This is a genomic window from Atlantibacter subterraneus (assembly GCF_007570865.1).
In the GTDB taxonomy this organism is placed as follows: domain Bacteria; phylum Pseudomonadota; class Gammaproteobacteria; order Enterobacterales; family Enterobacteriaceae; genus Atlantibacter; species Atlantibacter subterraneus.
Genome location: NZ_VLPS01000001.1, coordinates 655,058 through 670,418, shown reverse-complemented (window position 1 = coordinate 670,418; position 15,361 = coordinate 655,058). Strand labels below are relative to the sequence as shown.

11 protein-coding genes, 2 tRNA genes and 1 other RNA gene are annotated in these 15,361 nt (G+C 56.6%); 5 read left to right on the top strand and 9 right to left on the bottom strand.

Annotation, left to right across the window (positions count from 1 at the left end; all coding sequences use genetic code 11):
- The first annotated feature begins 144 nt into the window (after positions 1–144).
- From FND52_RS03220 to FND52_RS03210, 3 genes are all read left to right on the top strand, one after another.
- Positions 145–229, top strand: a tRNA-Tyr gene (locus tag FND52_RS03220).
- Between the two features lie 35 nt (positions 230–264).
- Positions 265–349 (top strand) — tRNA-Tyr (locus FND52_RS03215).
- Between the two features lie 44 nt (positions 350–393).
- Positions 394–525, top strand: a non-coding RNA gene (locus FND52_RS03210) — RtT sRNA.
- 63 nt (positions 526–588) lie between these two features.
- On the opposite strand, the gene FND52_RS03205 is transcribed toward FND52_RS03210, so the two are convergent.
- Together FND52_RS03205 and FND52_RS03200 are read right to left on the bottom strand one after the other, a co-directional pair.
- Positions 589–1,479: an oxidoreductase gene (locus FND52_RS03205; protein ID WP_144129298.1), complete on the bottom strand. Its 891-nt coding sequence runs from the start codon at positions 1,477–1,479 to the stop codon at positions 589–591.
- 31 nt (positions 1,480–1,510) lie between these two features.
- Positions 1,511–1,957, bottom strand: coding sequence for an Lrp/AsnC family transcriptional regulator (locus FND52_RS03200; RefSeq protein ID WP_192798667.1), 447 nt, complete (start codon positions 1,955–1,957; stop codon positions 1,511–1,513).
- Between the two features lie 107 nt (positions 1,958–2,064).
- On the opposite strand from FND52_RS03200, the gene FND52_RS03195 reads away from it, so the two are divergent.
- On the top strand, positions 2,065–2,949 hold the full coding sequence (locus tag FND52_RS03195) for a DMT family transporter (protein WP_144129295.1): 885 nt from the start codon (positions 2,065–2,067) through the stop codon (positions 2,947–2,949).
- Between the two features lie 41 nt (positions 2,950–2,990).
- Here the strand turns inward: FND52_RS03195 and narI are convergent, their stop codons facing one another.
- From narI to FND52_RS03165, 6 genes are all read right to left on the bottom strand, one after another.
- Positions 2,991–3,668, bottom strand: a complete 678-nt coding sequence (gene narI, locus FND52_RS03190) for a respiratory nitrate reductase subunit gamma (RefSeq protein ID WP_144129293.1) — start codon at positions 3,666–3,668, stop codon at positions 2,991–2,993.
- Positions 3,668–4,378 carry a nitrate reductase molybdenum cofactor assembly chaperone gene (gene narJ, locus FND52_RS03185; protein ID WP_125295413.1) on the bottom strand — a complete coding sequence of 237 codons (711 nt, stop codon included), beginning with the start codon at positions 4,376–4,378 and terminating at the stop codon, positions 3,668–3,670. Before narJ ends, narI begins: the two co-directional genes overlap by 1 nt.
- A complete protein-coding gene (narH, locus tag FND52_RS03180; RefSeq protein WP_144129291.1) occupies positions 4,375–5,910 on the bottom strand; it encodes a nitrate reductase subunit beta in 1,536 nt (511 codons plus the stop codon). The genes narJ and narH overlap by 4 nt, the downstream gene beginning before the upstream one ends.
- Positions 5,907–9,653 carry a nitrate reductase subunit alpha gene (locus tag FND52_RS03175; protein WP_144129289.1) on the bottom strand — a complete coding sequence of 1,249 codons (3,747 nt, stop codon included), beginning with the start codon at positions 9,651–9,653 and terminating at the stop codon, positions 5,907–5,909. Before FND52_RS03175 ends, narH begins: the two co-directional genes overlap by 4 nt.
- A 413-nt stretch (positions 9,654–10,066) precedes the next feature.
- Complete coding sequence (locus FND52_RS03170) at positions 10,067–11,272, bottom strand: glycoside hydrolase family 88 protein (RefSeq protein ID WP_144129287.1); 1,206 nt, start codon at positions 11,270–11,272, stop codon at positions 10,067–10,069.
- A gap of 14 nt (positions 11,273–11,286) precedes the next feature.
- Positions 11,287–12,555 (bottom strand): oligosaccharide MFS transporter, encoded by a 1,269-nt coding sequence (locus FND52_RS03165; protein WP_144129841.1) that lies wholly within the window; start codon positions 12,553–12,555, stop codon positions 11,287–11,289.
- Between the two features lie 244 nt (positions 12,556–12,799).
- Here FND52_RS03165 and FND52_RS03160 point away from each other — a divergent pair, with 244 nt between their 5' ends.
- Positions 12,800–13,666, top strand: coding sequence for a helix-turn-helix domain-containing protein (locus FND52_RS03160; protein WP_125295409.1), 867 nt, complete (start codon positions 12,800–12,802; stop codon positions 13,664–13,666).
- Between the two features lie 71 nt (positions 13,667–13,737).
- On the opposite strand, the gene FND52_RS03155 is transcribed toward FND52_RS03160, so the two are convergent.
- Entirely contained in the window at positions 13,738–15,126 is a 1,389-nt protein-coding gene (locus FND52_RS03155) for a NarK family nitrate/nitrite MFS transporter (RefSeq protein WP_125295408.1), read from the bottom strand.
- Positions 15,127–15,361: the final 235 nt, after the last annotated feature.

Sequence of the window (15,361 nt, the reverse complement as noted above, 5' to 3'; positions counted from 1 at the left end):
CGTATTGATTAGCTTTCCGACGTTAAGGGTAAAAAGTACGCAAACGGTACATTTTCCAGAAAGGAAAGCTTTACAGGGGCGTTTCATTTGATATGATGCGCCCCGCTTCCCGGTCAGGAAGTGATTAACAACGCATTACCCCGTGGTGGGGTTCCCGAGCGGCCAAAGGGAGCAGACTGTAAATCTGCCGTCATCGACTTCGAAGGTTCGAATCCTTCCCCCACCACCATCTCAAGCAGTATTTCTACAATATGAATTACCCCTGGTGGGGTTCCCGAGCGGCCAAAGGGAGCAGACTGTAAATCTGCCGTCATCGACTTCGAAGGTTCGAATCCTTCCCCCACCACCATCTTAAAGACGCCACTGAAATCACGTAAACCAGCCAAAATCACAGACTTCACCGAACGGGGAAGGATGAGAAGCTTCGACTAAGGTTCGATTCGAGCGCCAGCGAGAAAGCGTTGCCGCAGGCAACGACCCGAAGGGCGAAGCGCGCAGCGCTGAGTTATCCTTCCCCCACCACCATCTTAAAGACGCCACTGAAATCACGTAAACCAGCCAAAATCACAGACTTCACCCACCACCTTCTCAACCCGGCCCTTCACTCCCTGCCGCCAGTAGCGGAACCACCACATCGCTAATGGGCGTCGCAATCCCCAACTCAGCGCCATATCGTTGGATCACGCCGTTACGGATATCCCATTCCAGCGGGCGATTCGCCTGTCGGTCGGCGAGAATAGACGTCCCCAGGTCCGCCGGGGCACGCTGAAAGCCGTCGACGATCTCCTGCGCCACGCTATCGTTCAACACCGCACCTTTAGCGCGGGCGACGGTCAGGCACTCGCGCAGGTATGCCAGCGCCAGCTCAGTGATATCAGCGCGTGAAAACATCCCGGCACGGCGATTTGCCAGAACCATCAGCCCCGCCGCTGCGTTAAGCAGCAGTTTACGCCAGGCGATGGAGATAAAATCCCCGGACAGTTCAATCATGCAGCGTGTGCCGTGGAGCGCATCGACCACCCGTTGCGCAGGCGGGACGTCCGGCAGCGTCAGGCGCGGTTTCGCCCGCAGCCAGACCGAGGCGTCCGGTTCGCGCTGTGCCGGGAACCACACCACCGAAGGCAGCACCGTTGCGCCATTCACATAAGGTTCCAGCCGGGCCTGTTGCTCAACGCCGTTTTGCAGCGCGCAGACCACCGTATTTTCATCGCACAGCGCCGCAAGCCAGTCGGCGCTGTCGACAATCTGGGTGGTTTTCACCGCCACGAACACCAGGTCGAACGGCTCATCGAGGCTGGAGGGATCGTTCAATACCGGGCCTGGCACCACAATCTCCCCGTCATCGTGACGCAAAAGCAGCCGCGGATGCGCCGTGCGGCCACAAAGCACTGGCGTGCGCTCAACCTCGTGGAGCACTGCGGCAATGGTGGTGCCGATAGCCCCCGGCCCGACAAGAGCAATCGCTGGACGGTCTGACATGGTGTGTTCTCCTGCCTGGGTTAGCCAAACATCAGTGTAGCGGCGGTAACCGTCGCGTTACCGGCGAACTCTTCACAATCGAGGTGTTGCTCTGGGCATAATCCGCCAGGCCATCCAGCACCACATCCAGCTGGTCGATAGAGCGCACCACCAGCCGCATTACGAAGCAGTCCTCTCCGGTGACTTTGTCGCACTCGATGCATTCTGGCAACGCCTGAATCATTTTCTCGACCTTATGGAGCATCCCCGGCAGCGGTTTTACCCGCACCAGCGCCTGCAGCGAATAACCCAGCGCGGCGAGATTAATCCGCGCGCCGTAGCCCTGGATCACGCCCTTCTCTTCCAGCCGCTTCAAACGTTCAGCGGTGCTGGGCGAGGAAAGCCCCACTTTGCCGCTTAGCACTTTTAACGACAGCCGCGCGTCCTCTGCCAGGCAGGCCAGAATCTGGCGATCGATATCATCGATAAGGTAATCCATCATCACACCCTAATTATAAAAGGATAATTACTCTATTAACCTTATCTCTGCTCTGTAACGCGCGCCACGATTTTTACACAATAGCGCTATCACAGAGGAGATAGCCCATGCGTAATATTCAATCCGGCGTCTGGCAGATGAGCCTGGCGATGCTGATATCCGGCTCTATCGGCGCGTTTGTTTTGCTTTCAGGATTGCCGGTGATGGAGGTGGTCTTTGCCCGCTGCCTGATTGGCGGCGTCACCCTGCTGCTGTTTATTCGCCTCAGCCGCGAACCGCTGACGCGGTTAAGCCGCCTCACGCTGCTGCTGATGGCGGCGGGCGGCGTGGCGGTGGTGATTAACTGGCTGCTGCTGTTTGCCTCTTACCGCCATCTTTCCATTGGCCTTTCCACCGTTATCTATAACACCCAGCCCTTTATGCTGGTGTTGATGAGTATGCTGCTGGGGGAACGGGTCAGCAGCGTGAAATGGGCGTGGCTAACCCTGGCGTTTGGCGGCGTGGTGCTGGTGTTATCCAGCGAGCTGAGCGCAGTGCACCAGGGCAACGGCCTGTTGGGAGTGGCGATGGCGCTGGGGGCGGCGTTTTTCTACGCGCTGACGGCGCTGATTACCCGCCAGCTGCGCCAGGTTTCACCGCAGCAGATTGCGCTGGTGCAAATGGTCGTCGGCACGCTGATGCTGCTGCCGCTGGTGCAGATCTCGTTCGAGCTCAGGCCGATGCAGTGGGGAATACTGCTCACCGTGGGGATTGTGCATACCGGCATCATGTATCAGCTGCTGTACGCGGCGATCCAGAAACTGCCGACGCCCGTCACCGGTTCGTTGTCATTTATTTATCCGCTGGTGGCGGTGGTGGTGGATAAGCTGGTGTTTAATCACACGCTGAGCCTGACGCAGTTGGCTGGCGGCGCGCTGATCCTGCTGGCGGCGGCGGGTAACAATCTGGGATGGGGAGAAAAGCGGGCGAAAGTGATTAACGAGGCAAAATAACACCGCTTACCCGGGGTAAGCGGTGTTTGATGGCAAAACGCTTAGCGACGCGCTCTGACCACCTGGTATTTACGCGTCAGGTATTCCACCGGCGCGCTCCAGATATGCACCAGACGGGTGAACGGGAACAGGACAAACAGCGTCATCCCCAGCACCAGGTGCAGGCGGAACACAAAGCCCACCCCGTTCAGGTGTTCAGACGCACCGCCGTGGAAAGTAACCACCGACTGCGCCCAGCCCACCAGCTTCAGCATCTCGCTGCCGTCCATATGCTGCGCCGAGAACGGAATGGTTAGCAGGCCCAGCGCGCATTGCAGCATCAGCAGCGACAGGATCAGGATATCCGCCGTGGTGGACGTGGCGCGGATACGCGGGTTAAACAGGCGGCGCTTGAGCAGCAGCAGCCCGCCCACCAGCGTCATCACGCCGCTTGCGCCACCCATGATCATCGCCATCTTCTGCTTAACATCCATCGGCAGGAACGACTCGTACATCCAGTGCGGCGTCAGCATCCCGAAGAAGTGGCCGACGAAAATCCCCAGAATGCCAAAGTGAAACAGGTTAGACGCCAGGTTCATCCCTTTGCGATCCAGCATCTGGCTGGAGCCTGCCCGCCAGGTGTACTGGCCGTAGTCGTAGCGCAGCCAACTGCCCACTAAAAACACGGTGCCGGCAATATAAGGATAGATATCGAAGAGAAGCATATTCAGGAACTGCATTATTGCTGTCCTCCTGTAGTGATATTCAAATACTGCGGAGCGACCGCGCCCGCAAACCGGCGTTGATGGGTGGCGATGGCGGACTCGCCGCAGCCCTGATCGGCGAAGAATTTCACCTGCTCTTCTTCCCATACCGCGTCCAGCGCCGCCGGCGTATCGTCACGCACTTCATCGGCGAGCTGGCGCTGCACTTTTTCGGCGTCAACCTGGCTGTTGGCGATGCTGAGCAGCAGATCGAACAGCACTGCATAACGGCTTTCGCGCTGTTTCAGACGGGCGCTAAGCAGCGCCAGAATCGGCGCCACATCCTGCAATCCGCCTACCGCTTCGCTGTGCGGCAGCTGCGCCAGATATTCCAGATACAGCGGCAGATGATCCGGCAGCTCGCGGCTGTCGATAAACAGCCCGGCGCGCTCGTACTGGCCCATCAAGTCCACCATCGCCTGGCCGCGATCCCGCGATTCGCCATGTACGTGTTCGAACAGCAGCAGCGAAGTGGCGCGGCCCCGGTCGAACAGTTCGCTGTAGCGCGACTGCACGTCCAGACGATCCCCGGAGAGCAGATCGCGCAGGAACAGGCCCAGCTCATGGGCCTCTTCTTTGCTGATATGTTCAAGATCGGTCATGGCATCAAACATCTCGCGCTGATGCTCCCACAGCGCGTGATCCGGGTACTCCAGCAGCCGGGAAATAAGTTTGAGTTCCATCATGGGCGCGACTCCGATTTCACCGTCACATCCACCGCGTCGATACGACGGCTGTTGAACAGGTTGGCTTTGCTGTCTGAACCGTGGCAGCCGTCGCCGAAGCTAAAACCGCAGCCTTTGCTTTCAGGGAAGGCGTTGCTCGCCAGCTCGCGGTGGCTGGTGGGGATCACAAAGCGGTCTTCGTAGTTAGCGATCGCAAGATAGCGGTACATCTCCTGCGCCTGGGCTTCGCTTAAACCCACTTCTTCCAGTGCGCGGGTATCGTTAACGCCGTCAACGGTTTCCGCACGTTTGTAATGGCGCATCGCCATCATGCGTTTCAGGGCGCGCAGCACCGGCGCGGTGTCGCCCGCGGTCAGGATATTCGCCAGGTACTGAACCGGGATACGCAGGCTTTCTACGTCCGGCAGAATACCGGTGTGCGGCAGTTCGCCCGCATCGGCGGCGGACTGAATTGGTGATAACGGCGGCACGTACCAGACCATCGGCAGGGTGCGGTATTCCGGATGCAGCGGCAGCGCCAGCTTCCAGTCCATCGCCATTTTCCATACCGGGGACTGCTGCGCCGCGTCGATGACGCTCTGCGGTACGCCGTCCTTCAACGCCTGCTCGATCACTTTTGGATCGTTCGGGTCAAGGAACACGTCCAGCTGACGCTGATACAGATCGGTTTCGTGCTCGGTGCTGGCCGCGTTCTCGATGGCGTCTGCGTCATACAGCAGCACGCCGAGGTAGCGGATACGGCCCACGCAGGTTTCGGAACAGACCGTCGGCATCCCCGCTTCGATACGCGGATAGCAGAAAATGCACTTCTCGGATTTACCGCTCTTCCAGTTGAAGTAGATTTTTTTGTACGGGCAGCCGGTGATGCACATACGCCAGCCGCGGCACTTGTCCTGGTCGATCAGCACGATGCCGTCTTCTTCACGCTTGTAAATCGCGCCGCTCGGGCAGGTCGCCACACACGCCGGGTTCAGGCAGTGCTCGCACAGGCGCGGCAAATACATCATGAAGGTGTTTTCGAACTGGCCGTACATCGCCTTCTGCATATTTTCGAAGTTCTTATCTTTGGCGCGTTTTTCAAACTCGCCGCCGAGGATCTCTTCCCAGTTTGGCCCGGTTTCAATTTTGCTCATCCGCTGGCCGGTGATCAGCGAGCGCGGACGGGCGATCGGCTGATGCTTGCCTTCTTTCGCGGTATGCAGATGCTGATAGTCGAAATCAAACGGCTCGTAGTAATCGTCGATGCCCGGCAGATGCGGGTTAGCGAAGATTTTGCCCAGCAGCATGGCACGGTTACCCATGCGCGGTTGCAGTTTGCCGTTGATTTTACGGATCCAGCCGCCCTTCCATTTTTCCTGGTTTTCCCAGTCGTTGGGGAAGCCGACGCCCGGTTTGGTTTCCACGTTGTTGAACCAGGCGTACTCCATGCCTTCACGGCTGGTCCACACGTTTTTACAGGTCACGGAGCAGGTGTGGCAACCGATGCATTTGTCGAGATTCAGCACCATGCCGACTTGTGAACGGATTTTCATTTTACGCTCTCCTGTACCTGGTCACACCCTTCGCCATCTAACCAGTCGATATTTTTCATCTTACGCACCACCACAAACTCATCGCGGTTAGAGCCCACGGTGCCGTAATAGTTAAAGCCGTAAGCCAGTTGCGCATAGCCGCCGATCATATGGGTCGGTTTCGGGCTGATGCGGGTTACGGAGTTGTGGATACCGCCGCGCTGCCCGGTCACTTCAGAGCCCGGCAGGTTCACGATGCGCTCCTGAGCGTGATACATCATGGTCATCCCTTCCGGGACGCGCTGGCTCACCACCGCACGGGCAGTTAACGCGCCGTTGGCGTTAAACACTTCTATCCAGTCGTTATCCACGATGCCCAGATCTTTGGCGTCGATTTCGCTCATCCAGACAATCGGGCCACCGCGCGACAGGGTCAGCATCAGCAGGTTGTCGCTGTAAGTGGAGTGAATCCCCCACTTCTGGTGCGGCGTCAGGAAGTTAAGCGCTTTCTCCGGGTTGCCGTTGGATTTACTCCCCATTACCGCTTTCACCGAACGGGTGTCGATCGGCGGGCGGTACACCAGCAGGCTTTCACCGAAATCACGCATCCACGGGTGATCCTGATACAGCTGCTGGCGGCCCGACAGGGTACGCCACGGGATCAGCTCGTGAACGTTGGTGTAACCGGCGTTATAGGAGACATGCTCGTCTTCCAGGCCAGACCAGGTCGGGCTGGAGATGATTTTGCGCGGCTGGGCCTGAATATCGCGGAAGCGGATTTTCTCTTCCTCTTTATTGGTCGCCAGATGGGTATGATCGCGCCCGGTGAATTCGCTGAGCGCCGCCCAGGCTTTCACCGCCACATGGCCGTTAGTTTCCGGGGCCAGGGTAAGGATCATCTCCGCCGCGTCAATCGCGGTATTCAGCATCGGCTGGCCTTTGGCCGGGCCGTCCGCTTTGGTGTAATTCAGCTTGCGCAGCAGGTCCATTTCGCTCTGGGTATTCCAGCTAATGCCCTTGCCGCCGTTGCCGATTTTCTCCATCAGCGGGCCGATAGAGGTAAAGCGCTCATACGTCGCCGGGTAGTCGCGCTCCACCACGATAATGTGCGGCGCGGTTTTGCCCGGGATCAGATCGCACTCGCCTTTTTTCCAGTCCTTGACGTCCAGCGGCTGCGCCAGTTCGGCGGCGCTGTCATGCTGGATCGGCAGCGTGACCACATCGGTTTCTTGCCCCAGATGGCCGACGCACAGCTCGGAGAATTTCTTCGCGATGGCTTTATAGATTTCCCAGTCGCTTTTCGATTCCCAGGCCGGGTCCACGGCGGCGGAAAGCGGATGAATAAACGGATGCATATCCGAGGTATTCATATCGTCTTTCTCGTACCAGGTGGCGGTCGGCAGCACGATATCGGAGTACAGGCAGGTGCTCGACAGACGGAAGTCCAGCGTCACCACCAGGTCCAGTTTGCCGTCGAGGCCGTTGTCATGCCATTCCACTTCTTCCGGCTTGACGCCGCCCTGCTGGCCGAGATCCGCGCCCTGGATGCCGTGGTCGGTGCCCAGCAGATACTTGAGCATGTACTCATGGCCCTTACCGGAGGAGCCCAGCAGGTTAGAGCGCCAGACGAACAGGTTGCGCGGGTGGTTTTTGCCGTTTTCCGGCTGCTCCGCCGCAAAATGGATCTCGCCGGATTTCAGCGCCTGCACGGTGTAATCCACCGGGCTCATGCCTGCGGCGTCGGCGGCGGCTTTAATGCGCAGCGGGTTGGTGCCCAGCTGCGGCGCGGACGGCAGCCAGCCCATACGCTCGGCACGCACGTTAAAGTCCAGCAGATGGCCGGTATAGCGGGATTTATCCGCCAGCGGCGACAGCAGATCTTCCGCGCCGAGGGTTTCATAGCGCCACTGGCTGGAGTGGTTGTAGAAGAACGAGGTGCTGTTCATGTGACGCGCCGGGCGCTGCCAGTCGAGGCCAAACGCCAGCGGCTGCCAGCCGGTTTGCGGACGCAGTTTTTCCTGGCCGACATAGTGCGCCCAGCCGCCGCCGCTCTGGCCGACGCAACCGCAGAAGATCAGCATATTGATCAGGCCGCGGTAGTTCATGTCCATGTGATACCAGTGGTTGAGACCGGCACCGACGATGATCATGGAGCGACCGTGGGTCTTATCGGCGTTATCGGCGAACTCACGGGCGATACGGATAATGTGGCTGCGGGACACGCCGGTGATCGCTTCTGCCCAGGCCGGGCTGTAGGCTTTCACGTCGTCATAGCTGCTGGCGCAGTTCACATCGCCCAGACCGCGATCCAGGCCGTAGTTGGCGAGGGTTAAATCATAAACGGTGGTCACCAGCGCGCTGCTGCCGTCTGCCAGTTGCAGGCGTTTTACCGGCAGTTTGTGCATCAGCACATTGTCCAGCGCCACGCTGTTAAAGTGTTCACTCTCTGCGCCGCCAAAGTACGGGAAGCCGACGTCAGCGATCTCGTCATGGCTGCCGAGCAGCGACAGGCGCAGTTCGGACTCTTCGCCGGTGGTGCCGTCGCGCTGTTCGAGGTTCCATTTGCCCTTCTCGCCCCAGCGGTAGCCAATCGAACCGTTCGGCGCAATCATCTCGCCGTTCTGATTATCAAAGGCGACGGTTTTCCATTCCGGGTTGTTTTCCTGGCCCAGACCGCCTACCAGATCGGAGGCGCGCAGCATACGGCCCGCCGCGTAGAAACCGTCGCGCTGCTCCAGCATCACCAGCATCGGCATATCGGTGTAGCGCCGCACATAGTCGGTGAAGTACTGGCTCGGGCGCTCCAGATGGAATTCGCGCAGCATCACGTGGCCCATCGCCAGCGCCATCGCACTGTCGGTGCCCTGTTTCGGCGCTAACCACTGGTCGCACAGCTTGGCGATTTCCGCGTAGTCCGGGGTGACGGCCACGGTTTTGGTGCCTTTGTAGCGCACTTCGGTAAAGAAGTGGGCATCCGGGGTACGGGTCTGCGGGACGTTAGAGCCCCAGGCGATAATGTAGCTGGAGTTGTACCAGTCGGCGGATTCCGGCACGTCGGTCTGTTCGCCCCAGGTCATCGGAGACGCAGGCGGCAGGTCGCAGTACCAGTCATAGAAGCTCAGGCAGGTGCCGCCAATCAGCGACAGATAACGCGCGCCGGAAGCATAAGAAACCATCGACATCGCCGGGATCGGCGAGAAGCCCGCGATACGGTCCGGGCCGTAGATTTTGGCGGTCCAGACGTTGGAGGCGGCAATCAGCTCGTTCACTTCCTGCCAGGAAGAGCGCACAAACCCGCCGCGACCGCGCGCCTGCTTGTAGCTTTTGGCTTTGTCGCTGTCGGACATGATTGATGCCCAGGCTTCCACCGGATCGCTGTGCTGCGCTTTGGCTTCGCGCCACAGTTTCATCAGGCGCTTACGCATCATCGGGTATTTCAGGCGGTTCGCGCTGTACAGATACCAGGAGTAACTCGCCCCGCGAGGGCAACCGCGCGGTTCATGATTCGGCATATCGGGACGGGTGCGCGGGTAGTCGGTTTGCTGGGTTTCCCAGGTGACCAGACCGTTTTTGACGTAAATCTTCCAGCTGCATGAGCCGGTGCAGTTTACGCCGTGAGTGGAGCGCACGATTTTGTCGTGCTGCCAGCGCTGACGGTAACCGTCTTCCCAGTCCCGGTTGGTATCCAGAATCTGTCCGTGCCCATCGGCAAAGGTGTCGCCCTTCTGCTTGAAGTAGCGAAACCGATCCAGAAATTTGCTCATCGGGGGTTCTCCTGTAAGGAGCCTGTAGGCTCTTCTGCTAAATCGACATTGCAAGAATTTACGGCAAGGTTACTCCCCGCTTTTCGCGCGAAATTGATACCGATCAACCCCGTAACCCTTTGAAAAATGTCAAAACTATGGAAATACCACCAAAGGGGCAGAGAAATTTATTTTTTAGGTTGTTGTATTTATTGATTATTTTTAGTTAAGGACGGATTTTGACCGCTAATTTTTCACTTGATGGGGTATTTGGGGGTAGAAGAGTGGCTATGCGGCTACGCCGTGCGGAAAAGTGTGATGCCGCGCAAATCGCGGCCCGTGGAGCAGATAGTCACGCAAAGTTATTACTCACAATGAGGGAGCGCTATCCGGTTGACCGCCCTGCCTGAGACAGGACGGTCATCGCGATCGGATTACCAGTAGGATGTCCACACCTGGCGCACGCGCGCCAGCGCTTCGAGATAGAAGTAATCTCCCCAGCTACAGCATTCATCAACGCCTTTGCCCGACGGCATGTGGTAAACCGAATGCTTGAGCAACCCTTCACAGGGGTCCTCGTCGCGGGCCAGATAATGGTCAGTCAGCGACTGGATAATCCGCAGCGAAATTTCTTCGTAATGGGCGCGATGCGCATCCAGTGCGGGCAGCGCCTTGACCATCTCAAGCAGGCCGCACACCGCGATGGCCGCAGCGGAGCTGTCGCGTACGGCGTCCGTGCCATAAAGCGCCAGATCCCAATGGCAAATATCATCTTCCGGCAGGCGGTTTAAGAAGTAGTGGCTGAGTTTACGGCTCAACTCCACCATCGATTTATCACCGGTATACAGGTAGCAGAGAACAAAACCATAAATAGCCCACGCCTGGCCTCTGGACCAGCATGAGGTATCGCTATACCCCTGGTGGGTGTTGCCAAAGCGCGGCTCCCCGGTATTTACGTCCATATAGAAGGTATGAAAGGTCGACGCATCCGGGCGCACGATATAAGTCGCCGCCTGCTGCGCGTGGGCGGTGGCGGCCTGCGCATAGCGGGGATCGCCGGTTTGCTGGCTGGCCCAGTACAGCAGCGGCAGGTTCATATTGCAGTCGATAATCATCCGCCCCTGCTGTTCCGGATCGCTTAAATCCCCCCACGCCTGAATAATTCTGGCGGTGGCGTGGTAGCGTTCCATTAGCATGTCTGCCGCCTGAAGCGCGATTGCTCTGGCCTGCGCATTACCGGTTAAACGCCAGGCATTCACGCAGGATAACGAATACAGGAATCCCAGATCGTGGGTCGCGGTTTCAATGCGATTATTCAGTCGATCCGCGAAAGAATTAATATAGCGTTCGGCGGCATCACGGTATTTTTCATCCCCGGTCATTTCCCACATCAGCCATAATTGACCGGTCCAGAAGCTGGTAGTCCACTGATCGTTATCCGCAGGCTGCCATTTTCCGCCTTCACAGGCTTCATTCGGGAATTTATCGCCCATCGCGATAATATTTTTATCCATTTTACGGCTAACAATAGTTAACGCGCGATCGATCTTATCTTTAAGCGCATGGCGATCGACTTGATGGAGTTCAATTGGGCGCAGCGCTTCGCTGACCACGTGGCGGTGGCCTGAATTGGTCGTCATAAAATATCCTTTATTTAAAGCTTTACAGGGGATTGCAATGTTTCAGGTTGAGAATACTGTTCGCTCTTTTTTGATTTACTGCGTGAGAGCGTAAAGGCGGAAATAAGCGTAAAGAATAATGCGCAACAACCCATCATAAGAAATGTTTTCTCAAAGCCTATTTCCTGATAAAAATAGCCTGCCGTTGGCGCAACCACCACGGACCCCACATAGACCATCGCCTGATAACCTAACAGATACATGGTGGCGTTGACTTTCTTATCAAAATGTTCGGCAATATATTTAAATACGGAAATTAACAGCAGTGCGATTTCAACACCGTAAAACGGTTTGATGGCTGCAATAATGATCGGGTCGTTCGCCAGGCCGGAGGCAATTAATCTGACGCCCACCACAATGCCGCAAAGCAACAATCCTTTTTTAGCCCCGTAATAGTTCACCACGGCGGGTATGAACATCATCATTAAAAATTCAATGCCCGCCTGTAACGTACCCAGATAGCCATACCAGGCGTTGCCCTGCTCTTTGGTATCAAAAAAGCTGACAAAATAGCGAGGGAACTGCTGTTCAGCGACAAACATCATCCAGGCGACCCCGGCGACATAGAGGCTAAACATCCAGAATTTTTTGTTACGCATCAACAACATCACGTCCGCAAAAACGATTTTATTATCAGCAATAACATTATTGTGGCGAAGCTGTTGATCGTTAATCTTCACGCCAATCAGTACCAGCAGCATAATCAGCGAGGAGATGCTGCTGACCGTGAAATTCGCCAGCGGGGAGTAGTTAAACAGGATGCCTGAGACCGACGCCGCCAGCGCCCAACCTAACGATCCCCACATGCGGATACGGCCAAACTCCAGGCCATATAACCGGCTAAAGCGGTCGGCATAAGATTCCGCGGCAGCCACGCCTGCATACCATCCCAGGCTCAAATAGAGCGCCCCGACGGTAATCCCCACCAGCGTATGGGTTAATAACAGCGGCTGATAAACAAAGGCAAAGAACGGTGCCATTAACGCAGAGGTCGCGCAAACAAAATAGAGTAGCCATTTGCTCATCCCTATTTTATCCATGATATAACCATATACCGGTTTTAATATCACCGCGAAGACGCCGTTAATAGCAAACACGGTGCCGATGGTCATACTGTCTAATCCGACATTTTGGCTCAACCACAGCGCATACAAACCAAAACTCGATGACCAGGTGAAAAAATAAAGAAATATAAACACGCTCATCTTAATTTGCGGGGTGCGCGTAACCGGGGAACTTCTCATCATTAACCTCCTGCGCCGTCAGCGCAGTGTATTAAATAAGAAACAAAATGGATAATTATTTTTAATGTACGCGTCAGGTCATACACCGTACGTCAGGGAGAGTAGCGGTTTTTTTAATACTCTCTGAGTGACAGGCATCACACAAATATCACTATTTTTGAGTTTTTGACTTCCAGGCCGGGTAAAGACCCAATAATCTATAAATGATTTCATAAAAACTTAAATCTGTTGTCCTGGAGACAGAATGGAAGACTCACAACAACTGGAGCGCATCACGCTCGACGGCGACGCGATCTCAATGCACCGGCTGCGCGGTTCCGGTGTGATGTATTACCACTGGCACCAGTGCGTTGAGTTTCTGTATATCTCAGAAGGCTATGGCATTGTGGTAGTGGACAATCAGCACTATACCGCGCGTCCGGGGCGGCTGTTTGTTTTTCCGCCGTTTCGCCTGCATAAAGTACAGGTGGAGAGCAGCGAAAAAAATCCTTATCACCGCACGGCGATGCACATCGACCATAACGCCGTGGCCCAGGCGCTGGCGTCGTTTCCGCGTCATCAGCTACAGTTTACCGCCCTTTCCGCCAGCAACGGACCGGCGCGGGTTTTCGATCTCAGCGAGCAAAAGGATTTTATGAACCTGATCCTCGATCAGTTTTGCGCAAGGGAGAAGACCGCCCAGCAGTCGGTGAGTGAAGTGGCGTTTGTGGTGATGCAAATCATGGCCTTTCTCCCTGCCGAAGCAGAAACCTTGATTCATCAGCAGGAAACGCTGGCGGCGCGCATCATGCAGTGGCTCGAAGAACACTACAGCGAGAAGTTTCAGCTTGACGATCTGGCAAATGCGATGGGGTTATCCCGCAGCTATACCTCACGGATTTTCCGCCAGCAAACCGGGGGTAGCCTGCATGAGTATCTGCTTACCCGACGGATCAAAAAGAGCTGCGATCTGCTGCGCGGCACCGCGTTAAGCGTGTCGGCGATAGCCCAGAAGGTCGGTTTCGTGGAGATGACCTACTACATCACATGTTTTAAAAAAATGCTCGGTCAGACGCCGTTACAGTACCGTAAGCAGTACCAGCAGAACGCCCTGAATGACGATGCGAATTAAGGCTGGCCACAGGCAAAAAAAAGCGCGGACTGAGCCGCGCAAAGGATAACACAAATCGTAAATCGCTATTTTCAGGCGGCTTTACGGCCATATACCAGCCACGTCACCACCACACAAACAATGTAAAACACCAGAAAGACTTTCATCGCGTCCGCCGGGGAGCCGGTCAGCTCCAGCGAGGTGCCGAACGCTTTCGGGATAAAGAACCCGCCAATCGCGCCAATCGCCGAGATAAAGCCCAGCGCCGCCGCCGTGTCGGTGGCCGACTCGCGCATTGCCTGCTCTTCGCTGCCGCCCGCCGCTTTTACGCGGTCCATGGTCAGCTTGCGGAAAATCACCGAAATCATCTGGAAAGTCGATCCACTGCCCAGACCGGCGGTTAAGAACAGCATCAGGAAGACGGCGAAGAAAGCGATAAAGCTGCCGCCCTGGCCCGCCGTCGGCAAGGTGGTGAACAGCAGGGCGCTGAAGATCGCCATCAGCACGAAGTTCACCAGCGTCACCCGGATGCCGCCGAGCTTATCGGACAGCGCCCCGCCCGCCGAACGCGCCAGCGCGCCAATCAGCGGCCCAAAGAAGGCAAAATGCAGAATGTTCACGTCCGGGAACTGGGTTTTAGTCAGCATCGCGAATCCGGCAGAGAAACCGATAAACGAGCCGAACGTCGCCAGATACAGAAAGCTCATGATCCACAGATGCGCGCGCTTTAATACCGGCAGTTGAGAACGCAGTGACGCTTTCGACGCGGCCAGATCGTTCATGCCAAACCAGGCGGCAAGGGTGAAAATCGCCAGCAGCGGCACCCAAATCCAGGCGGCGTTTTCCAGGTACAGCGTCGAGCCGTCCGGCTGTACCACACCGCCACCGCCGAAGAAGGCGAAAATCGACATTGAAATCGCCAGCGGAGCCAGCAGCTGCATCACGCTGACGCCGAGGTTGCCGAAACCGCCGTTAATGCCCAGCGCGCCGCCCTGTTTCTGCTTCGGAAAGAAGAAGCTGATATTCGCCATACTGGAGGCGAAGTTAGCGCCCGCGAAACCGCACAGCAGAGAAATAATGATGAAGGTGCTGAACGGCGTACTGCTGTCCTGCACCGCGAACCCTAACCACAGGCACGGGATAATCAGAATGCCGGTGCTGAGCGCGGTCCAGCGGCGTCCGCCAAACAGCGGCACCATAAACGCATAAGGCACGCGCAGCAGCGCCCCGGAGACCGACGGCAGCGCGGTCAGCATAAACAGCTGATCGGTCGAGAAGTTAAAACCTACTTTGTTCAGATTGACCGCCACGGCGCTGAAAATCATCCAGACGCAAAACGCCAGCAGCAGGCAGGGAACGGAAATCCACAGATTACGACGCGCAATGTGTTGCCCCTGCTGTTGCCAGAAGGCGGCATCTTCAGGACGCCAGTCGGTGATTAGCGGACCTGATGTCGAAGTCGGAACGGAGGATTGGCTCATAGATACCTCAGAAACGTGGAATAACTGCCGCCACCTTAGGCGTTCGCGGTGCGTGTAAGTTGATGTAAATCAATGGATAAGCGGACGGTTTGGCGCGTCAAAACCCCCTGTTATCCTTAGGGAGTAGCAAGGATGATTAAAAAAAGTGTGGTTTTTCACCCCAGTGCGCCGGCTAAATCGCCCCGGCTTTCGAATGCCCTACCCACCGGCAATAAAGGAGTACCCCCTTATTGGT